Origin of the sequence: Microbacterium rhizophilum (assembly GCF_039605615.1) — a bacterium.
Classification (GTDB): domain Bacteria; phylum Actinomycetota; class Actinomycetes; order Actinomycetales; family Microbacteriaceae; genus Microbacterium; species Microbacterium rhizophilus.
Map to the genome: position 1 here is coordinate 417,581 of NZ_JBCNUN010000002.1, position 21,621 is coordinate 439,201.

The window sequence follows — 21,621 nt, forward strand, 5'->3', positions numbered from 1 at the left end:
GACGACATGCCTAATCCGCGCCGATTCGGCGTGTGCTCGCTGAGAGGACGTGTTCTCGAGCTACGGGAGCAGCCGGAGACGTGCGTGAAAGCGGTTTCTCCGCTAGCGTGAGCACGTGCGCCGGTACCTCCTCGATCTGGGTCCGTTCCGCACCTCGCCCGCCTACTTCCGGTTCTGGACGAGCGGCGTCTTCGGCGGCATCGGCGTGCAGCTCACAGCCGTCGCGATCGGCATCCAGGTCTATCAGCTGAGCGGGTCCACCGCCGCGGTCGCGCTCGTCGGCGGGCTCGCGCTCGCGCCCATGATCGTGATGGGCGTGCTGGGCGGGGCGATCGTGGATGCGTTCGACCGCCGCCACGTGCTGATCGTCGCGTCCTCGATCTCGTTCGTCGCCCCGGTGGGCATCGCCGCCCTCGCGTGGGCCGACGTCACGACGCTCTGGCCGTACTACGTCTTCACGACGCTGTCCTCGACCATGGGCGCCCTCGTCGGCGCCGCGCGCTTCGCGATCCACCCCCGCCTCGTTCCGCGCGAGCAGCTGCCGGCCGTCGCGGCGCTCAGCGGCCTGAGCGCTGGCCTGCAGGCGGCGCTCGGGCCCGCGCTCGCCGGCGTGCTGGTCGCCACGGTCGGCTTCGCGTGGACGTACTCGATCGACGTGGTGCTGTTCCTCGTCGGGTTCTGGGGCATCGTGTCGCTGCCCGCGATCCGGCCCGAGAAGCGCGCGGAGGCCGGATGGGCGGCGATCGCCTCGGGCTTCCGGTTCCTGCGCGGCGCGGGCAACCTGCGCACGGCGATCTGGCTGCAGCTCGTGACGTTCGTGTTCGGCCGCAGCTACGCGATCCTTCCCGCCGTGGGCGCCCTGGTCGTGGGCGGCGACGCGACCGTCGTGGGCCTGCTCACGGCCGCCACCGCGGTGGGGGTGATCCTGAGCGGGCTGCTCTCGGGCCGCCTCGGCGGCGTGCGGCGGCACGGCGTGGCTGCGACGGCCGGCACCGTCGCGATGGGCGGCGCGGTCGCGGTGTTCGGCGCCCTGCTGCTCGCCTTCGACGCGACCGGCGGGCCCGTGTCCGGGGTCCGCGCGGACGTGCCTGCGCTCGTCGTGCTGTGCGCCGCGCTCGCCCTCGTCGGCGCCTCCGACAACGTCGCGGGGATCTTCCGCACCACGATGATGCAGTCCGCCACGCCGGATCAGCTGCGCGGGCGACTGCAGGGCATCAACACGCTCGTGCTCACCGCGGGTCCGCGCGCCGGCGACGTGTACGCCGGACTGCTCGCGGCGGGCGGCATCCTGTGGTTCCCTCCCCTGCTCGGCGGCCTGCTGATCGCCGCTCTCGCCCTGCTCGCGGCGCGCCTGCGTCCCGCCTTCCGTGACTACGACGCGCTGGAGCCCGTGCCATGACCCACCCGAATCCCGGTTCCGACCGCCCGGCCAAGCTCGAGCGGATCGCGCGCCTGCTCGACGCACGCGGCGCGGACGAGATCCTGCTCACGCAGCCCGAGAACCTCGCGTGGCTGCTCGACGGTGCGCGCACGAGCGTGCCGCTGGGCGGGCCCGCGGTGTTCTCGGCGACCGTCCGGCGCGACGGCGACATCGTCGTGACGGCGCCCGCGAACGAGGCGGATCGGCTGGCCGGCGAGGAGCTCTCGGGGACGCGGATCCGCGTGGTCGACTGGTTCGGCGACCTCGCGACGCCGGGCGTGCTGCGCGACACGGATGTCGCGGGCGAGCTGCGCGCGGCCCGCGCCGCGCTGCTGCCGGTCGAGCGGGAGCGCTACGCGGCCCTCGGCCGCGACATGGCCCGCGCGATGACCGCCGTGCTGCGCGAGGCCCGGCCCGACACCACGGAGCGCGGGCTGGCCGCGGAGCTCGCGCGGGCGACCGTCGCGGCGGGGGCAGAGCCCGCGGTGCTGCTGGTCGCGGGCGCCGCGCGCGGCGGCATCCCGCACCCGCTTCCCACCGACGCACCGCTCGGCGGCCGTGGGATGGCGGTGCTGACGGGGCGCCGGCACGGCCTGCACGCGAGCCTCACGCGCTGGGTGTCGTTCGGCGAGCCGGAGCCCGACGCGCAGCGCGCGATCCGCGAGGTCGAGGCCGACGTGCTCGCCGCGACGCGTCCGGGACGCGCGCTCGACGACGTGCTGGGCGACATCCGCTCCGCCTACGCGCGCGCCGGCCTCGGCGAGGACGCCTGGCTGCGGCACCACCAGGGCGGCCCCGCCGGCTACCTCGGGCGCGACCCGAAGGTGGCGCCGGGCGTGATGGGCGCGGTGGTCGCCGGTCAGGCGTTCGCGTGGAACCCGTGGGCCCCCGGCGCGAAGATCGAGGACACCGTGGTGGTCGAGGACGGCCGCGTCGAGGTGCTCACGGCCGACCCCGAATGGCCCACGGTCGACGTGCGCGGGATCCCCCGCCCCGTCGATCTCGACCTGTCCTGAACCGGAGCCCGCCATGCGACTCGACGACATCCAGATCCGCGATCCGTTCGTGCTGTTCGACGCGGACGCCGACCGGTACCACCTGTTCGGCAGCACCGACGCCAACATCTGGTCGGGTCCCGCGACGGGGTTCGACACGTACTGGAGCGACGACCTGGAGGAGTGGCACGGTCCGACGCCGGCGTTCCGCCCCGCGCCGGACTTCTGGTCGCACACGCAGTACTGGGCGCCCGAGGTGCACCGGTACCGCGGCGCGTTCTACATGTTCGCGACGTTCACGGCGGAGGGCATGCGCCGCGGCACGCAGGTGCTGCGCGCCGAGCGTCCGGAGGGCCCGTACGCGCCGTGGTCGGACGGGCCGCTCACGCCGCGCGCGTGGGAGTGCCTGGACGGCACGCTTCATGTCGAGGACGGCGTGCCGTACCTCGTGTTCTGCCACGAGTGGAAGGACGTCGGCGACGGCGAGGTGCACGCGATCCGGCTGACCGAGGATCTGCGCGGCACCGTGGGCGATCCGGTCCTGCTGTTCCGCGCGTCGGACGCGCCGTGGGCGAGGTCGATCCCCCGCCCCGAATTCCCGCGGGTGTTCGTGACGGACGGCCCCTCGCTGCATCGCACGGCGGACGGCCGGCTGCTGATGCTGTGGTCAAGCTTCGGCGACTCCGGCTACGCGATGGGCGTCGCGACGTCGCGGTCGGGCTCGATCGCGGGCCCGTGGGTCCAGTCCGACGAGCCGATCTGGCCCGCCGACGGCGGCCACGGCATGATCTTCGCGGACGCCGCGGGCAGGTTGTTCCTGACGCTGCACACGCCGAACCGCACCCCGGACGAGCGCGCCCGCTTCTTCCCGCTCGAGGAGACGCCGGAGGGGCTGAGCCTCAGGCCGTAGGCGCGTACCGCACCGGCTCGAACGCGCCCGCCACCACCGCACGCAGGGCCTCGAGGTCGCCCGCGACCAGTCTCGCCGCGCGGGCCTGCACCAGGAGGTTGCCGATCGCGGTCGCCTCGACCGGTCCCGCGAGCACCGGAAGTCCGGCGCGGTCGGCGAGCCGCTGGCACAGCAGGGTGTTGAGCGCTCCCCCACCGACGACGTGGATCGTCTCGACCGTGACGCCCGAGAGCTCCGATGCCTTCGCGACCGCACGCGCGAAGGCCTCCGCGAGACTCTCGACGATGCAGCGCGCGAATTCCGCGTGCGACGCCGGCACGGGCCGGCCGTGGTCGCGCAGCCACGCGGCGATGCGGCCCGGCATGTCGCCGGGGGCCAGGAACACGGGGTCGTTCGCGTCGAAGGTCCCCGCGGGCCCGTCCACGGCCGCGGCCCGCGCGAGCAGCGCGGGCAGGTCGATCCGGTCGCCCGACTCGTCCTCCCACGCGCGCACGGTCTCGCTCAGCAGCCACAGGCCCATGACGTTGTGCAGGAACCGCACGCGCCCGTCCACGCCGCCCTCGTTCGTGAAGTTCGCCTCGCGCGCGGCGTCGGTCAGCACGGGCCGCTCGGTCTCGACGCCGACGAGACCCCAGGTGCCACACGAGATGTACGCCGCGCGGTCCGCCCGCATCGGCACCGCGACGACGGCCGAGGCCGTGTCGTGCGACCCGACGGCGACGACCGGCGCCTGGCCGCCGAGCTCGGCGGCGACGTGGGGCAGCAGGCCGCCGAGCGTCGTCCCCGGATCCACCAGATCCGGCAGGATGCCCGCGGGCACGCCGATCCGCTCCGCCAGCTCCCGGTCCCACTCGCGCGTCCGCACGTCCAGCAGGCCCGTGGTCGACGCGTTCGTGCGCTCCGCCGCGCGCGCCCCCGTGAGCATCCAGCCGAGCAGATCCGGGATCAGCAGGATGCCGTCGGCCATGCCGAGCGCGTCGCCCTCGGCGGCGAGCTGGTACAGCGTGTTGAACGGCAGGAACTGCAGGCCGTTGCGGCGGTACAGCTCCTCGAACGGCGCCACCGCGTGCACGGCCTCGACACCCGCAGCGGATCGCTCGTCGCGGTAGTGGAACGGGACGCCCAGCATCCGGTCCCCGCGCAGCAGCGCGTAGTCGACCGCCCACGAGTCCACCCCGATCGAGGCGAGCCCGGGCTCGGCGCGGAACGCCGCCCGCAGCCCGTCCCGCGCGCCGCGGTGAAGGCCGAGCAGGTCCCAGTGCAGGCCGTCGGGCATGCGCACCGGAGTGTTCGCGAACCGTCCGACCGTCGCCATCCCGATCCGACCGCCGTCGAAGCGGCCCAGGATGACCCGCCCGCTCGTCGCCCCCAGGTCGACGGCGGCGACGGATCCGGAGGTCATCCGGCCCCACCTCCCGCACAACGCAGGAGCGGATCCGCGGATCGCCCGCGACACGCCGGCAGCAGCCCCACCGGTCCCATCGCTTCCTGCGTTGTGCAGACGCGGGCTCTCGCGCTCATCGCAGGAAGGCCTGCGCGACGCCGGAGTCGACCGGGATGTGCAGACCGGTGGTGCGGCTGAGCTCGGGTCCGGTGAGCACGTACACGGCGTCGGCGACGTTCTCGGGCACGACCTCGCGCTTGAGGATCGTGCGGTTCGCGTAGAACTGGCCGAGGTCCTCCTCGGGGATGCCGTATGTCTTGGCGCGGTTGGCGCCCCAGCCCGATGCGAAGATCCCGGATCCGCGCACCACGCCGTCGGGGTTGATGCCGTTCACGCGCACGCCGTGCTCGCCGAGCTCGACAGCCAGCAACCGCACCTGGTGGGCCTGGTCGGCCTTGGTGGCGGAGTAGGCGATGTTGTTCGGGCCGGCGAACACGCTGTTCTTCGAGGAGATGTAGACGATGTCGCCGCCCATCCCCTGCGCGATCAGCGGCCTCGCGGCGGCCTTCGAGACCAGGAACGAGCCCTTGGCCATCACGTCGTGCTGCAGGTCCCAGTCCTGCTCGGTGGTCTCCAGCAGCGGCTTGGACAGCGACAGCCCGGCGTTGTTCACGACGAGGTCGATGCCGCCGAACGCGAGCAGGGTCGCGTCGATCGCGGCCTGCACGCCGGCGGCGTCCGCGACGTTCGCGGCCACGCCGATCGCGACATCCGCCGATCCGAGCTCCGCCGCGACCGCCCGCGCCTTCTCCAGGTCGAGGTCGGCGACCACGACGCACGCGCCCTCGGCCGCCAGCCGCGTCGCGATGGCCTTGCCGATGCCGGATGCCGCACCCGTCACGAACGCGATGCGGCCCTGGTGCGTCTTGGGCCTGGGCATCCGCTGCAGCTTGGCCTCCTCGAGCGCCCAGTACTCGATGCGGAACTTCTCGGCGTCCGAGATCGGCGTGTAGGTCGACAGCGCCTCCGCGCCGCGCATCACGTTGATGGCGTTGACGTAGAACTCGCCCGCCACGCGCGCGGTCTGCTTGTTCGCGCCGTACGAGAACATCCCCACCCCCGGCACCAGCACGATGAGCGGATCCGCGCCGCGCATGGCCGGCGACTCCGCGGTCGCGTGCGCCTCGTAGTACGCGGTGTAGTCGGCGCGGTACGCGTCGTGCAGCTCCCTCAGGCGCGCGATCTGCTCCTCCACGGACGCGCTCGCCGGCAGATCCAGGATCATCGGCTTGACCTTGGTGCGCAGGAAGTGGTCGGGGCAGCTCGTGCCGAGCGCCGCGAGCTCGGGCGCCCGTTCGGAGGCGAGGAAGTCGAGCACGACGTCCGCGTCGGTGAAGTGGCCGACCATGGGCCTGTCGTGCGACGCGAGCCCGCGGATCGTCGCGGCGAGCGCGGCCGCCCGGGTCCGGCGCTCGTCCACCGGCAGCGCCTCGAAACCGGCCCGCGCGCCGCCGAACGGGTCGGCCTTGCCGTGCTCGTCGATGTACTCGGCGGCGGTCCGGATGATCCACAGCGAGTTCGACTCGGACTCTTCCGAGGTCGCCCCCCACGCGGTGATGCCGTGCCCGCCCAGGATGCAGCCGATCGCCTGCGGGTTCGCCTTCTTGATCGCGGCGATGTCGAGGCCCAGCTGGAAGCCGGGGCGACGCCACGGCACCCACGCCACCTTGTCGCCGAAGATCCGCGCCGTGAGCTCCTCGCCATCCGCCGCCGTCGCGATCGCGATGCCGCTGTCGGGGTGCAGGTGGTCGACGTGCGCGGCGTCGACCAGGCCGTGCATGGCCGTGTCGATCGAGGGCGCCGCCCCGCCCTTGCCGTGCAGGCAGTAGTCGAACGCCGCGACCATCTCGTCCTCACGATCGACGCCGGGGTACACGTTCGCGAGCGCGCGCATGCGGTCCAGCCGCAGGGCCGCGAGCCCCTCCGGCTTCAGCGTGCCGAGGTCGCCGCCGGAGCCCTTCACCCACAGCAGCTCGACGGGCTCGCCGGTGACCGGATCCGTGTCCGCGCCCTTCGCGGACGTGTTGCCGCCGGCGTAGTTCGTGTTCCGCGGATCGGATCCGAGCCGGTTCGACCGGGCGATCAGGTCGGCGACGGTGCTGTTGGTCACGGCGCTCATGCTCCCCATCCGGCCTGCGTGCCGCCGACGCGCTCGGCCTCGATCCTCGACTGGTAGTCCGACTCCAGCTGCGCCCTCATGGGGTCGGCCGGCAGCCCGCGGCCCTCGCGCCACGCGGCGAGCGCGGGGCGCACATCGGTGTAGAAGGCGTCCATCACGATCGCGTTCGCGGTGAGCACGTCGCCCGCGACCTGCGCCGCGCGCAGCGCCTCCGCGTCGACCAGCAGGGCGCGGGCGGTCATCTCCTGCACGTTCAGCACCGAGCGGATCTGGCCGAGGATCTTGTTCTCGATGTTGTGGCACTGATCGAGCATGAACGCCACGTCGGGGCTGTTCAGCCCGCCGCCGCGGATCACCTCGAAGATGATCCGGAACAGCTGGAATGGATCGGCCGCACCCACGATCAGGTCGTCGTCGGCGTAGAAGCGCGAGTTGAAGTCGAATGAGCCGAGCTTCCCGAGGCGCAGCAGCTGCATCACGATGAACTCGATGTTCGTGCCGGGCGCGTGGTGGCCCGTGTCCAGACACACCATGGCGCGGTCGCCGAGCGCGGCCACCTGCGCGTACGACGTCCCCCAGTCCGGGACGTCCGTGTGATAGAAGGCCGGCTCGAAGAACTTGTACTCGAGCACCAGGCGCTGCTCGCCCGACAGCCGCGCGTAGATCGTCGCGAGCGACTCGTGCAGGCGGTCCTGCCGGCCCCGCAGGTCGGCCTGCCCGGGGTAGTTCGATCCCTCGGCCAGCCAGATCTTCAGGTCGCGCGAGCCCGTCGCGTCCATCACGTCGATGCACTCGAGGTGGTGGTCGATCGCCTTCTGTCGGATCCGCGGGTCCTCGTGCGTCAGCGCGCCGAACTTGTAGTCGTCGTCCTGGAACGTGTTCGAGTTGATCGTGCCGAGCGCCACCCCGAGACCCTCGGCGTGCGCGCGCAGGGCGCCGAAGTCGTCGACCTCGTCCCACGGGATGTGCAGCGCGACGGAGGGCGCCAGTCCCGTCAGCTCGTGCACGCGCGCGGCGTCCGCGATCTTCTCGAACGGATCGCGCGGCGTGCCGGGCGTCGCGAACACCTTGAAGCGGGTGCCCGAGTTGCCGAACGCCCACGACGGCAGCTCGATCGCCTGCCGCTCGAGCGTCGTCAGGATCTCCGGTGTCAGTTCACTCACGATGTGGCCTTTCTGGAGGGGGCGCCGTCGCCCCGGAAGGATCAGGATCGACCGCGCTCGGCGGCGAGCTGGCTTTCGAGATGGAAGACCTCGGGATGCGTCTGCGCCGCCTGGTCGGGGCGGCCGTCGAGGCCGACGAAGAACGGCGCCATGGAGGCCTCCCAGCGGGCGGCGACCTCGGAGCCCGCGAGGTACGCGCGCGAGGCCGCGTCGTCGTCGGTCTCGTACGTTCCGACCAGCAGTCCGTCACCCAGGTGGAAGATGGCGTAGTTCCGCCGGCCGGAGGCCGCGATCTCCTCGAGCATCTCGGGCCAGACCGGACTGTGCCGGGCGACGTACTCGTCCAGCAGCTCCGGCGCGACGCGCAGGGTGAAGCACACGCGCTGGCTCATCGTCGAGTCGTCCTCCATCGGCGGATTGAATCGTTTCATGCTAGCGCCGGATCCGTTCCCGGGGCAACAGCCGTCAGATCCGCTCCGCGACCCAGTCGAGCTGCGCGCGACGATGGAACGCGCCGCCGCCCTCGTGGTCGTTGAACGGGTAGATCTCGATCCGCCGCTCCTCGGACGCCCAGGAGTTGTACGCCGAGAACACGGTGGACGGCGGGCAGATCAGGTCCATGAGCGCGACCGAGAACAGCGTCGGCACGGTGGCGCGGCGCGCGAAGTTCACTCCGTCGAAGTAGCTCAGCGTGCGGTACGCCTGCGCCTCCCGGCCGCGGTGCGTGGCGAGGTACGCGCCGATCTCGCGGTACGGCATGGCGTCCGTAATCGTGGTGGCGCGCGGGAAGTCGCACAGGAACGGCACGTCGGGCAGCGAGCCGGCGACGTCGATCCCGCTCGCGACCGCGAGCGCGGTCGCGGCGATCGCGATCCCGCCGCCCTGGCTCGCGCCCGTGATGAACAGCGGGACGTCGCCCGCCAGCTCGCGCGCGGTCTCCACCGCCCGCAGCGCGTCGGCGAACACGCGGCGGTAGTAGTACGTCGCGGGGTCTTCGATGCCCTGCGTCATCTTGCCCGGCGCGGACGGCGCCGAGCCGTGGGGATCCGCGGTCGCGCCGGGGCGCGTGTGGTGCCAGCCCTGGCCGCGCGTGTCGACGAACAGGTGCGCGTATCCGGCGAGCGGCCAGGATCCGACGTCGTGCGCCAGGCCGCGGCCGCCGCTGTAGCCGATGAACTCGACCACGACCGCGCGGGGCGCGATGCCCGCCGGCACGTGCCACCACGCACGGATCTCGTCGCCCGCGAAGCCGGCGAACGCCACATCGCTCGTCTCGACGAGGCGCAGCCCGGTGTCGACCCGATCCACGCGCGGCGCCCAGGCGGCGGCCCGCGTCTCGGCCAGCGTCGCCTCCCAGAACGCGTCGAAGTCCGCGGGCTCGGCGACATCGGGGCGGTACTCGCGCAGCGCTTCGAGGGGCAGGTCGTACAGGGCCATGGATCCGGATTCCTTCCAGGCGGCTCCGCTGCCGCTCGCACCCGAACCTAGCGCGGGATGAGACGTTTCAGATCCGCCGGGCGCTAACGTCGGGGGTGGAAGGCGGGGGATGGGGATGGGCGTGAGCATCCGCGATGTGGCAGCGCGGGCCGGAGTGTCGGTGGGCACGGTCTCGAACGTCCTGAACCGACCCGATTCCGTGCCGGAGGCGACCCTCGAGCGCGTGCGCTCGGCCATCGCGGAGCTCGGCTACGTGCGCAACGACGCCGCGCGGCAGCTGCGGGCCGGTCGGTCCACGACCGTCGGACTGGTCGTGCTGGACGCCCGCAACCCGTTCTTCACGGACGTCGCGCGCGGCGCGGACGACGAGGCCGCGCTGCACGGCCTGTCGGTGCTGATCGGCAACAGCGACGAGCATCCCGAGCGGGAGCTGCGGCTGGTGTCGCACTTCGAGGAGCAGCGCGCGCACGGCCTGCTCATCTCCCCGATCGGCGACGACGTCGCGCGGCTGCGGGAGATCCGCGAGCGCGGCATCCCGGTCGTGCTCGTCGACCGCACGGTGGCGGGCAGCGGGTTCTCGTCCGTCGCGGTCGACGACGTGCACGGCGGCGAGCTCGCCGCGCGGCACCTGCTGGACGCCGGGCGCCGGCGCATCGCGTACGTCGGCGGACCGGCGGGGCTGCGCCAGGTCGCGGATCGCGCGGAGGGCGCGCGCCGCGCGGTGGCCGCGGTGGACGGCGCCTCTCTCGATCTCGCGGCCGTCGCGTCCCTGACCGTGGCGGAGGGTCGCACCGCCGGCGAGCGCCTCGCCGCCCTGCCCGCGGCGGAGCGTCCGGACGCCGTGTTCGCGGCGAACGATCTGATCGCGCTCGGGGTCCTGCAGGCCCTCGCGCTCGCGGGCGTCTCCGTGCCGGGCGACGTGGCGCTGATCGGCTACGACGACATCGACTTCGCCGCTGCCGCGACCGTGCCGCTGTCCTCGATCCGCCAGCCCAGCCGGCGGATGGGCGCCACGGCCCTGTCGATCCTCGTCGAGGAGGCCGCGGATCCGTCCCTCGCCCCGCGCGACGTGGTGTTCGAGCCCGAGCTGGTGGTGCGAGCCTCGACCGGCGGCTGAGCCGCCGCGTCAGCGCCGATCGAGCCAGACCTCCTCGGGCGGCACCAGGGCCTCCAGCTCGGCGAACAGCTCGTCCGGCAGCTCCGCCGCCGCCGCCGCGACGTTCGGCGCGACGCGGGCCGGCGAGGACATGCCGATCACCGTCGTCGCCGGCAGCGCGCCGTACGCGGCGAGCGCCTTGGCGAGCCGCCGCTCGCTCTCCCCCTCGCTGTAGCCGTTGGACGTGTCGATCGTCCGGATGCCCGCGTCCAGCGCGGCGGCCACGGTCTCGATCGCGTCGCCCTCCGGCACCTCGTTGCCGAACAGGCGGGGCATGGACCCGAGCGGCCCGCCGCCGAGCGTCAGCGAGGTGACCTGCAGCCCGGTCGCGCCGAGCGGGTGGAGGGGAAGAGCGGAGGAGGTCATGCGCCCACCCTCTCAGAGCACCGGGGCGACGAAGTCGACGCCGCCCCGCGCGGTCACGGCGGCGCCGGACAGCTCGACGCGCTCGTTCGGAACGATCTCGAGCGACGCGGATCCCTCGGGCAGGTCGAGCAGCCCGGCGACCGGTCGCGCGCCGATCCCGACGACCGACCGGATGCGGCCGGAGCGGTCCGCGATCACCCGCCACCCCCGCGGGAACGAGAACGCCGCCTCGCCGTCCCGGAACACCGAGACCCGCTCGTCGTCCGCCACGAGCTCCCACTCGGCGCCGTCGATCCGCCGCCCGTACGCGACCGCCTGCGCGGCGGCGCCGTGGTCGAGGCGCGTGGGGGCCAGGCCCGTGAACCACACCTCGCCGTCCGGGCGCGGCAGGATCCCGGCGTACCTCTCGACCGCATCGAGGAACCACAGGATGGACGGCGAGTACACCTCGGTGAAGCCCGCGTCGCCCGACCACGGGTCGAGGCACTGGGGGAACCGATCGGCCACGGCCAGCGCCGCCAGCACGGGCTGCGACACGAGGGCGAGCTCGGCGACGTGTCCGTGCCGCTCGAACGCGTGCGGCGCGCGCAGCTGCGCGAGGAAGTTGACCGGACCGCCCCACGAGTTGCGCGACGCGTCGTGGTCGAACCGCGGATCGTCCATCGCGACGGTCGTGAAGCCGTAGTGCGCGAGGAACTTCCGCGTGTTCATCAGGTAGCGGCGCAGGCACTGCGCGAAGAACGGCTCGTCGCCCACCTCGTTCGCGAGCACGCGCGCCAGCACGTCGCCCTGCAGCCGCACGAGCTCGCCGTCGCGGGTGCGGTCGTAGAAGAACCCGTCCTCCTCGTCGAAGCACTGCGCGTGCAGCGCCTCGAGCGACTCGCGCGCGCGGGCATCCCACTCGGTCGGGTCCCCGCCGAGCTCCGCGGCGATCCGGCCCAGGTAGGCCCGCTGGCACGCGACGTTCGACGTCAGGTCCGGCGCGACATACGGCAGCAGCGGGGAGTCCGGATCGACGAAGCGCGCGTCGCCGCGGAAGGCGCGGTCGGGCGCGAACCAGAACCGGGGCGACAGGTCGTGCCCGGTGTCGAACGTGCAGAACGCCTCGACGCCCCCGGTGCCGGCCGTGTCGCGGTATTCGGCCAGCCACGCGTCCATGCGCGCCATCGCGCCGTGCATCGTGCGCAGCAGCTCGGTATCGCCGCCGGTGAGCAGGTGGTGGTTCCACACCACGCGGGCGAGCGGCGTGACGACCTGGATCTGGCTGAACGCCGGGCCGTCGGCCGTCACCTTGTACGGGATCAGCCCATCGTCGCGCTGGTGCCGGGCGAACAGCAGCAGCGTGTCGCGCGCGACCCGCGGCGCGAAGCGCGTGAGCACCTCGGTGTTGATCGTGCCGGTGCTCTCGATCCACGCGCCGTGGTACACGCCGCCCTCGTTGAGCACGGGGGCGCCGCCTCCGGGATGGGCGGGGTCGAGCGGGCGGATGCACTGCGCCAGCTCGGCCAGGGCGGCGTGCCAGCGGTCCTCGAGCGGGCCGCCGACCGCCGCGAACCGCACGCCCTGGTCCGCGAGCTCCGCGCCCAGCGGGGAGGATCCGATCCCGGCCCGGGCGATCGGATCGCCCTCCCGCAGCCGCCGCCGCGCCTCGTCCGTCGCGTCCATCGGGTCCCTTCGTGCCACTGCTGTCAAGGAGAGTCTGCGGTCGTGGAAGCGGGCGGTCCCCGCGGAGGGGACCGCCCGCGTGTCAGCTGCGCGAAGCCGACGTCACTGCAGGGCGGCGCCCAGCTCGTCGATCCACTTCTGCGCGGCGTCCTGCGGGGTCGCGCGCCCGAACAGGACGTCCGACTCCATGCGCTGCGACAGCTCGTTCATGATCGCACCGCCGGCGGGCTGCGGCGGGGCCACGACGCCCTCGTCCAGCACGACGTCGACGTAGTCCGCGGCGATCTTGCTCGGGCCCTCGAGCGTGGGCTGGACGATCGCGAGCGCGTCCGGGTTGAACGGGACACCGCGGGTGTCCTTGATCAGCTCGAGCGCGGCCGGCTCGTGCAGGAACCAGTCCACCAGCATCGCGGCCTCGGCCGGGTGCTCGGAGGCGGCGTTGATCGACCAGAACGCCGACGGCAGCAGCGCGACGCCCGAGATGTCCGTGGACGTGGGCGGCAGCAGCATCTCGACGTTGCCGGCGCCGGCGTACGCGCTCATCAGGTTCGAATAGCCGAACGTGATCGCGGCCTGGCCGAGCGTGAAGGGCTGCTGGTCCGGCGGCAGCTGCCAGTTGGCGGTGACGACCGACGGATCGGGCAGGCCGCCGCCGTCGAGCAGCTGCTTCTCGATCTCGTACCAGCCCGCGACGTCGTCGGCGTCGACGCCGAGCTGTCCGTCCCAGTCGTACATGCCGACCTCGCTGACCTGGCCCGCGTAGGTGCCCAGGATGTCCTGGATGCGCAGGTCCACGCCGTAGATCGGCTGACCGCCGTCGTTCTCGAGACCCTTGCTGCCGATCGCGTTGGCGGCCTCGATCAGGTCGTCCCACGTCCATCCCTCGGCCGGCACGTCGACGCCGGCCTCCTCGAAGATGTCGGTGTTCACGAACGCGGCCGTCGCGTTGCCGCCGGTGGGCAGGCCGTAGAGCGTGTCGTCGACCAGCGCGTTCGTGAGCGAGAAGTCGGGGTACTTCGACGTGTCGAGCTGGTCTGAGACCTCCGCCAGGTCCAGCAGCGCGCCGAGCTCGCCGTACTCCTGCGGCTTGGCGCCGCCCAGCGCGAACACGTCGGGAGCGGTGTCGCCGCCGGCCGCGAAGTCGGTGGCGAGCCGGTTGAACAGGTCGTCGGGAGCGCCGACCGGCGTCTCCTCGACCGTGATGTTCGGGTGCTCGTCCTCGAACGCGTCGATCACGTCGGCGAACAGGGCGGCGCGCGCGTCGTCGCCCCACCACGACATCTCGAGCGTGACCTCCTCGTCGGACGGTGCGGGCTGCGCCGCGCCGCCGCCGTCTCCACCGCCGCCGGAGCAGCCGGTGAGCACCAGTGCGGTCGCCGCCGCCAGCGAGCCGAACGCGACCGGCTTCGTCGTGCCTGTGGTCGCACGCGACCGGGTGATACGCCTCATTGCGCCTCGTTTCGGGAAGAGACGGCCTCCGTGGCCGCCGTTGTTACCGGGTGCGGGACGGACGACGCTGCAGGTGGGACGCCGTCCGCGCGGGTTCCCGGACTCGGCCGGTGAAACCGCTTTCACGGAAACTAGCACCGCGTCCCCGAGGTGTCAACGCCCGCCCGTTTCCGCGCCGCGCGGGGGTCACGTGCGCGGCGCGGCGGCCGAGGCGCGCAGCTCGAGACGGGGCTGGAACAGCACGTCCTCCCCCGGCGTCTCCCCCCGGATCAGCGCGTGCATGCGACTCCAGGCGACCACGCCGAGATCGGCGTGCGGCACGGACGCGGTCGTGAGCGCCGGGTCCAGGTACTGCGCGAGCGGGATGTCGTCGAACCCCGTGACGGAGATGTCATCGGGGACCCGCAGCCCGAACTCGCGCAGCCCGCCGATCAGGCCGATCGCCACGAGGTCGTTGAACGCGAGGGCCGCGGTGGCGCCGCTCTCCCTCACGCGGGGCGCGGCCGCGCGGCCGTCGTCGGAGGCGGCGCCGGCCGGGATCCGGTCGATCCGGACGTCAGGATGGTCGCGGGCGAACTCGTCCAGCCCGCGCTCGCGGTGCGCGTTGGACGCGCTGCGCTCGGGACCGTGCACGTACGCGAGGTGCCGGTGGCCGAGCTCGTGGAGATGCTCGGCCAGCGCGCGGATGCCCGTGCGGTAGTCGATCCGCAGCGACGGCGCGCCGGACGGCCCGGAGCCCTCGGGCAGGCCGCGGTTGATCAGCACGAGCGGCTGCAGCCGCTCCACGAGCGCGGCGAGCTCGTCCTCGGGCATGCGCGGAGCGCACAGCACGATGGCGTCGGTGCGGCGCCGGATCTCGGTGGCCAGCAGCGGCTCCTCGCTCGGCGACTCGCCCGAATCGGCGATCAGCACGCGGTAGCCGTCCCGCGCCGCGGTCTTGCTGAGGCCCGCCAGCACCGACTGGAACGCGGGGTTGGCCAGATCCGGCACGACGAACGCGATCGCGTGCGTGCGCCCGAGCGCGAGGCTGCGGGCCAGCGGGCTCGGCGCGTAGGACAGCTCGTCCGCCGCGGCGCGCACGCGCTCGGCGACGACGTCTTCCCCGGCGAACCGGCCGTTCATGATCCGGGACACGGTGGCGGGCGAGACCCCCGCCCGCCGCGCGACGTCCGCGATCGTCACGCTCTCGCGCCCTGCGGCCATCCGAACCCTCCTCCGCCCGACGCCCCGCGCCGGATACGCCCCCACGATAGCGGCCGCCATTTGACGTGAAGGGCATGACGTGCTGATAATCGTGTCACCCGTGAAACCGCTTTCACGGTCGCCGGCGCGACTCGCGAGATCCGCCCCGGCATCACGCTGACGAGGAGGTCATGTGAGCAGTCTCGGCGAGCTGCGCACCATTGCGCGCACGCGCAAGGGCGGCGGGCCGCGCGTGAAGGAGAGGTACCCGGACGACAAGGCCGCGGCGCTGTTCCTCCTCCCCTGGCTGATCGGCCTCATCGGCCTGACGGTCGGCCCCATCATCGCGTCGCTCTACCTGTCGTTCACGGAGTACAACCTGCTGCGTCCCCCCGAGTGGACCGGCATCGACAACTTCACCGCGATGTTCTCGGACGCGCGGTTCTGGAACTCGTTCCGCGTGACCGTGACGTACGTGATCGTCAGCGTCCCGCTGCAGCTCGCGCTCGCGCTGGGCCTGGCCATCCTGCTCGACAAGGGCATGCGCGGCCTGTCGTTCTACCGCTCGATCTTCTACCTGCCGTCGCTGCTCGGAGGGTCCGTCGCGATCGCGATCCTCTGGCGCCAGGTGTTCGGCAAGGAGGGCCTGGTCAACGGATTCCTCGCCTGGTTCGGGATCGAGGGACCGGGATGGATCGGGCATCCGGACTTCGCGCTCGGGACGCTGATCATCCTGCACGTGTGGACGTTCGGGTCGCCCATGGTGATCTTCCTCGCCGGCCTGCGGCAGATCCCCGAGATGTACTACGAGGCCGCCGCGATGGACGGCGCGGGCAAGGTGCGCCAGTTCTTCTCGATCACGTTCCCGCTGCTGACACCCGTGATCTTCTTCAACCTCGTGCTGCAGATCATCTTCGCGTTCCAGTCCTTCACGCAGGCGTACGTGGTCTCGGGCGGCACCGGCGGCCCGGGCGACGCCACCATGTTCTACACGCTGCTGCTCTACAAGGAGGCGTTCACCGAGCTCGACATGGGCTACGCCTCGGCGATGGCGTGGTTCCTCGTGCTCGTGATCGCGGCCTTCACGGCCTTCAACTTCTGGCTTTCGAAGTACTGGGTGTTCTATGACGACTGAGACCGAGACCCTCCTCCGCCCCGGCGGCGCTCCCCTGCGGCGGCGTCGCGCGGGATCCGGGCCCGGCGCGCTGCGCTCCGTCGGCAAGCACGTGCTGCTCGCCGCGGTGTCGATCCTGATGATCTATCCGCTGCTGTGGCTCGTGGTGTCGAGCTTCAAGCCGAACGCCGACATCTTCCGCGACCTCAGCCTGTTCACCACGAGCCTGACCACGGAGAACTACGCCAACGGCTGGAACGACCTGCAGCACCCGTTCGGGCAGTTCCTGCTGAACTCGGCCGTGATCGCGCTCGGCGCGATCGTCGGCAACCTGATCTCGTGCTCGATGGCGGCCTACGCGTTCGCGCGGCTGAGATTCCGGTTCAAGAACCTGGCGTTCGCGGTCATGCTCGGCTCGATCATGCTGCCGTTCCAGGTGCTGCTCGTGCCGCAGTTCATCATCTTCAAGGAGCTCGGCTGGCTGAACACGTTCCTGCCGCTGATCGCGCCGAAGTTCCTCGCGACCGAGGCGTTCTTCATCTTCCTGATGGTGCAGTTCATCCGCGGCCTTCCGAAGGAGCTGTTCGAGGCCGCGCGCATCGACGGCGCGGGGCACATCCGCAGCTACTTCCAGATCACGCTGCCGCTCATCGTGCCCTCGCTGGCGACCACGTCGATCTTCACGTTCATCTGGACGTGGGGCGACTTCTTCGGCCCGCTGATCTACGTGCGCCTGCCCGAGCTGTTCCCCGCCTCCCTGGCGCTGAAGGGCTTCCTCGACGCGCAGTCGAGCTCGGACTACGGCTCGATGTTCGCGATGAGCGTCGTCTCGCTCGTGCCCCTGTTCCTCGTGTTCCTGTTCGGCCAGCGGTTCCTCATCAAGGGCTCCGCGACGTCCGGCATCAAGTGAAGGGCCGGTCATGACCCGCCTCCGCTACGCCCTCGTGGGCTCCGGTTCCCGCGCGCAGATGTACCTGAACGCGATCGCGACGACGCACGCCGACGTCGCGGAGCTCGTCGCGTGGACCGACACCAACGTCGGCCGCCAGGAGTGGTCGCTGTCGCAGCATCCCGCCCTCGGATCGCCCGAGCGGTTCGAGCCGGACGGCCTGGCCGACGCCATCCGGGAGCAGCGCGTCGACCGCGTGATCGTCACGTCGCCCGACTTCACGCACGCGGACTACATCGTGACCTCGCTCGACGCGGGCGCCGACGTGGTCGTCGAGAAGCCGCTCACGACAAGCGAGGAGGGCGTGCGCCGGATCGCCGACGCCGCCGCGCGCTCGGGGCGCGACGTCACGATCACGTTCAACTACCGCTACTCGCCGCGCAACAGCGCGCTGAAGCAGGTGATCGCGTCGGGCGAGATCGGCGCGGTCACGAGCGTGGACTTCTCCTGGGTGCTCGACACGGCGCACGGCGCCGACTACTTCCGCCGCTGGCACCGCGACAAGTCGCGCTCGGGTGGCCTGCTGATCCACAAGGCGAGCCACCACTTCGACCTCGTGAACTGGTGGATCGCGGATGTCCCGACGCGTGTGTACGCGTCGGGCGGCCTGCGCTTCTACGGCGCCGAGAACGCCGCGAAGCGCGGCCTCGGCCCGCGGCCCGAGCGCGGCACGACCGACTCGCCGCTGCGCGACCCGTTCAGCCTCGACCTGCGCACCGACCCCACCTGGAAGGGCCTGTACCTCGACCAGGAGCGGCACGACGGCTACCTGCGCGACCGCGACGTGTTCGATCCGGGCATCACGATCGAGGACAACCTCGCGCTCGTGGTCGACTACGCCGGTGGCAGCACGATGTCGTACTCGCTGAACGCGCACTCCCCGTGGGAGGGCTACATCGTGGCCGTCAACGGCACGCTCGGCCGCGCCGAGCTCACGGTGATCGAGCGCGGCGCGGTGCTGGTGGACGAGGAGGGCCGCACGGTCGTGGACCCGAGCGCCCGCCCGGACCTCGTGGCCGACGACACGCGGCGCCCCGTCGGCGAACGGCTCGTCGTGCAGAAGCACTTCGAAGCCGCGCGCGAGGTGCCGATCCCCGAGGGCACGGGCGGGCACGGCGGCGGCGACGCCGCGCTGCTGCGCCACGTGTTCGCGGGGCCGCAGGACGACCCCCTGGGTCGCACCGCGGACTGGTCGGACGGCGTGCGCTCGATGGTCGTGGGCCTCGCGGGCAACCGCTCGCTCGAGACCGGGCAGGCCGTGCGCATCGCCGACCTGGACCTCGGATCCGCGGGCGCCGCGCTCGCGGGGGTCGCCTCGTGAGCCGGATCGCCGTGACGGGCGGCGCGGGCCGGCTCGGGCGCAGCGTCGTGCGCGCACTGGCCGAGGCGGGGCACGAGGTCGTGTCGATCGACCGGACGTCGGCCGAGGGCCTGCCCGCGCGGCAGCTCGACCTCGACCTGCTCGACGCGGCCGCGACGCGCCAGGCGTTCGCGCGGATCGCGCCCGACGCCGTCGTGCACCTCGCGGCGATCGCGGTGCCCGGATCAAGGCCCGACTTCGAGATCTTCGACATCAACACGCGCCTGCTGTGGAGCGTGCTGGAGGGCGCGCTCGCGGCCGGCGCAGGCGCGCTGCTGGTCGCCTCGAGCCCCACGGTGATCGGCTACGGCGCGCCCTCCGGCTGGGAGCCGGCGTACCTGCCGCTGGACGAGGCGCATCCGGTCGCCCCGTGGAACGGCTACGCGACCTCGAAGGCCGCGATCGAGGAGATCGTCCGGATGGCGGTGCGCCGCGACGGCCACCGCGCGCGGTTCGGCGTGTTCCGCCCCTGCTACGTGATCGCGCCCGAGGAGTGGGCGGGCGCGCCGACCCAGCAGGGCCACACCGTGGCCGAGCGGCTGGCCGATCCGGCGCTGTCGGCGGTGGCGCTGTTCAACTACCTCGACGCGCGCGACGCCGGCGACTTCGTCACGGCGTGGCTCGACCACGCGGAGGATGTGCCCAACGGCGCGGTGTTCTTCGTCGGGGCGCCCGATGCGCTCGTCGCGGCGCCGACCGCCGAGGCGCTCGCGACCCACGTGCCCGAGACGGCCGGGGCCGCCGCCGCGCTGCCCGGCACCGCGGCCGTGTTCTCGAGCGCGCGCGCCGAGCGGCTGCTCGGCTGGCGCGCCCGCCGCACCTGGCGGACGGAGCTCGACGCCCCGCCGTCCCGTCCCGATCCGCTCCGCTCCGCGGAGGCCCCGCATGCGTGAACTCGCGATCCCCGACCGCGTGCTGTTCTTCCCGGTCACGGCGTTCGACGACGCCGGACGCGTGGACGCCGAGCTGGTCGAGCGGCACGTGTCCGACCGCGTGGGGTACGACCCGGGCGCGGTGTTCGCGGCGTGCGGCACGGGCGAGTTCCATGCGCTCGCGGTGGACGAGTACGCGACGGTGGTCGAGGCGTCCCTGCGCGCGACGGCCGGCCGCGTGCCGGTGCTGACGGGCGTCGGCGGTCCGCTCGGGCACGCGCTCGCGTGTGCGCGCGAGGCCGAGCGCCTGGGCGCCGACGGCCTGCTCGTGATGCCGCCGTACCTGGTGCAGGGTCCGCAGGCGGGGCTCGTGGCGTACGTCGAGGCGATCGCGGCGGCGACCGAGCTGCCGCTCATCGTGTACCACCGCGGCAATGCGCAGTTCACGCCCGCGTCGATCGCGCGCGTGCTCGAGCTGCCGCAGGTCGTGGGCATCAAGGACGGCGCCGGGGACCTCGCGGTCGCGCAGCGCTTCGTGCGGGTGGCGGCCGCGTCGGGCCGCGACATCCTGTTCTTCAACGGCCTGCTGACGGCCGAGATGACGCAGGCCGCGTACACCGCGATCGGCGTGCCGATGTACTCCTCGGCAGCGTTCGCCATGGCGCCCGACATCGCGGTGGCGTTCTTCGCGGCGCACCGCGCGGGCGACCTCGAGACCCAGGCGCGCCTGATCGACGGCTTCTACGCGCCGCTGATCGACCTGCGCGACGAGACGCCGGGCTTCGCGGTGTCGCTCATCAAGGCGGGGGTCCGCCTGGAGGGCCTGCCGGTCGGCCCGGTGCGCGCGCCGCTCGTCGACCCGACGCCCGCGCAGACGCGGCGCCTCGAGGCGCTCCTCGCGACCGGTCGGGAGCTGCTCGCGTGACGGACGCGCCGCCGATCCACTCCATCGACACCCGGGCCATCCGGATCCCGCTGACCCGTCCGTGGGGCCCGGATGTCACCGACATCCGGGTGGTCGCGGTCACGGTGCGGGACGCGGACGGCGGCGAGGGGCACGGGTTCTCGTGGACGCCGTCCATCGGCGGCGCGGCGGTCAAGGCGCTGCTGGACGAGGACGTGATCCCGGCCGCGCTCGGGCGCCCGGCGGATCCGACTATCTGGCACGACCTGTGGCGGCACGTGCACGAGGCCGGCGGCGGCGGCGTCACGACGATCGCGCTCGCGGGCGTGGACCTCGCGCTGTGGGACCTGCGCGCGCGCCGCGCCGGAGCCTCGGCGACCGACGTGATGGGCCGCCGCCACGAGCGTCTGCCCGCGTACGGCAGCGGCGTGAACCTGCACTATCCGCTGGACGAGCTCGTCGCGCAGGCCGAGCGCTGGGTCGAGGCGGGGTTCGAGGCGGTCAAGATCAAGGTCGGCAAGCCGGATCTCGCGGAGGACCTCGAGCGCGTCGCCGCGGTGCGGGCCGTGCTCGGGCCGGATCGCGCCCTGCTCGTGGACGCGAACCAGCGCTGGGACCTCGAGACCGCGACCCACGCGATCGAGGCGTTCGCGGAGCACGGCATCGGCTGGATCGAGGAGCCGCTGCGCGCCGACGACCTCGCGGGCTACCGCGAGCTCGCGCTGCGGCTGCTCGGCCTGGGCGTCGACATGCCGATCGCCGCGGGTGAGAACCTGCACACGGTGCACCGGTTCCGCGACTTCCTCGACGCGGGCGCGCTCGGCGTGGTGCAGCCCAACGTCGTCCGCGTGGGCGGCATCACGCCGTTCCTCGAGATCGCGGAGCTCGCGCGCGAGCGCGGCGTCGAGCTCGCGCCGCACCTGCTTCCGGAGCTGTCGGCGCAGGTGGCGTATACGCTTCCCGAGACGACCTGGATCGAGGTCGTCGAGGATGCCGGCTTCGGGCCCCTCGGCGCGCTCATCGAGCCGACCGGCGTGACCGTCGCGGACGGCTGGGTGACGGGCGGGCCGGCTCTGGGGCTCGGGCTCCGCTTCCGCTGATTCTTCCGCCGCCATC

Annotated in this window: 19 protein-coding genes; 10 read left to right on the forward strand and 9 right to left on the reverse strand. The window is 72.7% G+C overall.

The features are described from left to right. Positions 1-115: 115 nt before the first annotated feature. From AAD528_RS05895 to AAD528_RS05905, 3 genes are read left to right on the forward strand one after another with little or no spacing between them, the layout of a single operon-like run. The gene (locus tag AAD528_RS05895; protein ID WP_345751116.1) at positions 116-1,399 is read left to right on the forward strand and encodes an MFS transporter; all 1,284 of its coding nucleotides are present in this window, start codon (positions 116-118) and stop codon (positions 1,397-1,399) included. Further along, positions 1,396-2,436, forward strand: a complete 1,041-nt coding sequence (locus AAD528_RS05900; protein WP_345751117.1) for a M24 family metallopeptidase — start codon at positions 1,396-1,398, stop codon at positions 2,434-2,436. The genes AAD528_RS05895 and AAD528_RS05900 overlap by 4 nt, the downstream gene beginning before the upstream one ends. A 13-nt stretch (positions 2,437-2,449) precedes the next feature. Further along, positions 2,450-3,325, forward strand: a complete 876-nt coding sequence (locus AAD528_RS05905) for a glycoside hydrolase family 43 protein (protein ID WP_345751118.1) — start codon at positions 2,450-2,452, stop codon at positions 3,323-3,325. On the opposite strand, the gene AAD528_RS05910 is transcribed toward AAD528_RS05905, so the two are convergent. The 5 genes from AAD528_RS05910 to AAD528_RS05930 form a co-directional block, all read right to left on the reverse strand. Continuing rightward, positions 3,315-4,727 (reverse strand): rhamnulokinase, encoded by a 1,413-nt coding sequence (locus tag AAD528_RS05910; RefSeq protein ID WP_345751119.1) that lies wholly within the window; start codon positions 4,725-4,727, stop codon positions 3,315-3,317. The two genes, AAD528_RS05905 and AAD528_RS05910, sit on opposite strands and share 11 nt — an antisense overlap. A 115-nt stretch (positions 4,728-4,842) precedes the next feature. Next, the gene (locus AAD528_RS05915) at positions 4,843-6,888 is read right to left on the reverse strand and encodes a bifunctional aldolase/short-chain dehydrogenase (protein WP_345751120.1); all 2,046 of its coding nucleotides are present in this window, start codon (positions 6,886-6,888) and stop codon (positions 4,843-4,845) included. Then, positions 6,885-8,051, reverse strand: a complete 1,167-nt coding sequence (gene rhaI, locus AAD528_RS05920; RefSeq protein WP_345751121.1) for an L-rhamnose isomerase — start codon at positions 8,049-8,051, stop codon at positions 6,885-6,887. The genes AAD528_RS05915 and rhaI overlap by 4 nt, the downstream gene beginning before the upstream one ends. Positions 8,052-8,092: 41 nt before the next feature. After that, positions 8,093-8,461, reverse strand: coding sequence for an L-rhamnose mutarotase (locus AAD528_RS05925; protein WP_345751122.1), 369 nt, complete (start codon positions 8,459-8,461; stop codon positions 8,093-8,095). A 55-nt stretch (positions 8,462-8,516) separates the two neighbouring features. Then, positions 8,517-9,488, reverse strand: a complete 972-nt coding sequence (locus AAD528_RS05930; RefSeq protein ID WP_345751123.1) for an acetylxylan esterase — start codon at positions 9,486-9,488, stop codon at positions 8,517-8,519. 115 nt (positions 9,489-9,603) lie between these two features. On the opposite strand from AAD528_RS05930, the gene AAD528_RS05935 reads away from it, so the two are divergent. Next, positions 9,604-10,605 (forward strand): LacI family DNA-binding transcriptional regulator, encoded by a 1,002-nt coding sequence (locus tag AAD528_RS05935; protein ID WP_345751124.1) that lies wholly within the window; start codon positions 9,604-9,606, stop codon positions 10,603-10,605. Between the two features lie 9 nt (positions 10,606-10,614). Here the strand turns inward: AAD528_RS05935 and AAD528_RS05940 are convergent, their stop codons facing one another. The 4 genes from AAD528_RS05940 to AAD528_RS05955 all read right to left on the reverse strand — a co-directional run bounded on the left by AAD528_RS05940 (position 10,615) and on the right by AAD528_RS05955 (position 15,327). Then, the gene (locus AAD528_RS05940) at positions 10,615-11,010 is read right to left on the reverse strand and encodes an aldo/keto reductase (protein ID WP_345751125.1); all 396 of its coding nucleotides are present in this window, start codon (positions 11,008-11,010) and stop codon (positions 10,615-10,617) included. A 12-nt stretch (positions 11,011-11,022) separates the two neighbouring features. Continuing rightward, positions 11,023-12,675, reverse strand: a complete 1,653-nt coding sequence (locus AAD528_RS05945; RefSeq protein WP_345751126.1) for an MGH1-like glycoside hydrolase domain-containing protein — start codon at positions 12,673-12,675, stop codon at positions 11,023-11,025. 102 nt (positions 12,676-12,777) lie between these two features. Continuing rightward, complete coding sequence (locus AAD528_RS05950) at positions 12,778-14,124, reverse strand: ABC transporter substrate-binding protein (RefSeq protein ID WP_345751127.1); 1,347 nt, start codon at positions 14,122-14,124, stop codon at positions 12,778-12,780. 186 nt (positions 14,125-14,310) lie between these two features. Further along, positions 14,311-15,327 (reverse strand): LacI family DNA-binding transcriptional regulator, encoded by a 1,017-nt coding sequence (locus tag AAD528_RS05955; RefSeq protein ID WP_345751128.1) that lies wholly within the window; start codon positions 15,325-15,327, stop codon positions 14,311-14,313. Between the two features lie 172 nt (positions 15,328-15,499). Between AAD528_RS05955 and AAD528_RS05960 the strand changes: the two genes are divergently transcribed. The 6 genes from AAD528_RS05960 to AAD528_RS05985 are packed head-to-tail and all read left to right on the forward strand — an operon-like array spanning position 15,500 to position 21,605. Further along, entirely contained in the window at positions 15,500-16,441 is a 942-nt protein-coding gene (locus AAD528_RS05960) for a carbohydrate ABC transporter permease (RefSeq protein ID WP_345751129.1), read from the forward strand. Continuing rightward, positions 16,431-17,330 (forward strand): carbohydrate ABC transporter permease, encoded by a 900-nt coding sequence (locus AAD528_RS05965; RefSeq protein ID WP_345751130.1) that lies wholly within the window; start codon positions 16,431-16,433, stop codon positions 17,328-17,330. Before AAD528_RS05960 ends, AAD528_RS05965 begins: the two co-directional genes overlap by 11 nt. A 10-nt stretch (positions 17,331-17,340) precedes the next feature. Beyond that, a complete protein-coding gene (locus AAD528_RS05970) occupies positions 17,341-18,690 on the forward strand; it encodes a Gfo/Idh/MocA family protein (RefSeq protein WP_345751131.1) in 1,350 nt (449 codons plus the stop codon). Beyond that, on the forward strand, positions 18,687-19,622 hold the full coding sequence (locus AAD528_RS05975; RefSeq protein ID WP_345751132.1) for an NAD-dependent epimerase/dehydratase family protein: 936 nt from the start codon (positions 18,687-18,689) through the stop codon (positions 19,620-19,622). Before AAD528_RS05970 ends, AAD528_RS05975 begins: the two co-directional genes overlap by 4 nt. Beyond that, a complete protein-coding gene (locus tag AAD528_RS05980) occupies positions 19,615-20,526 on the forward strand; it encodes a 5-dehydro-4-deoxyglucarate dehydratase (protein WP_345751133.1) in 912 nt (303 codons plus the stop codon). Before AAD528_RS05975 ends, AAD528_RS05980 begins: the two co-directional genes overlap by 8 nt. After that, positions 20,523-21,605 carry a mandelate racemase/muconate lactonizing enzyme family protein gene (locus AAD528_RS05985; RefSeq protein WP_345751134.1) on the forward strand — a complete coding sequence of 361 codons (1,083 nt, stop codon included), beginning with the start codon at positions 20,523-20,525 and terminating at the stop codon, positions 21,603-21,605. The genes AAD528_RS05980 and AAD528_RS05985 overlap by 4 nt, the downstream gene beginning before the upstream one ends. Positions 21,606-21,621 lie beyond the last annotated feature (16 nt).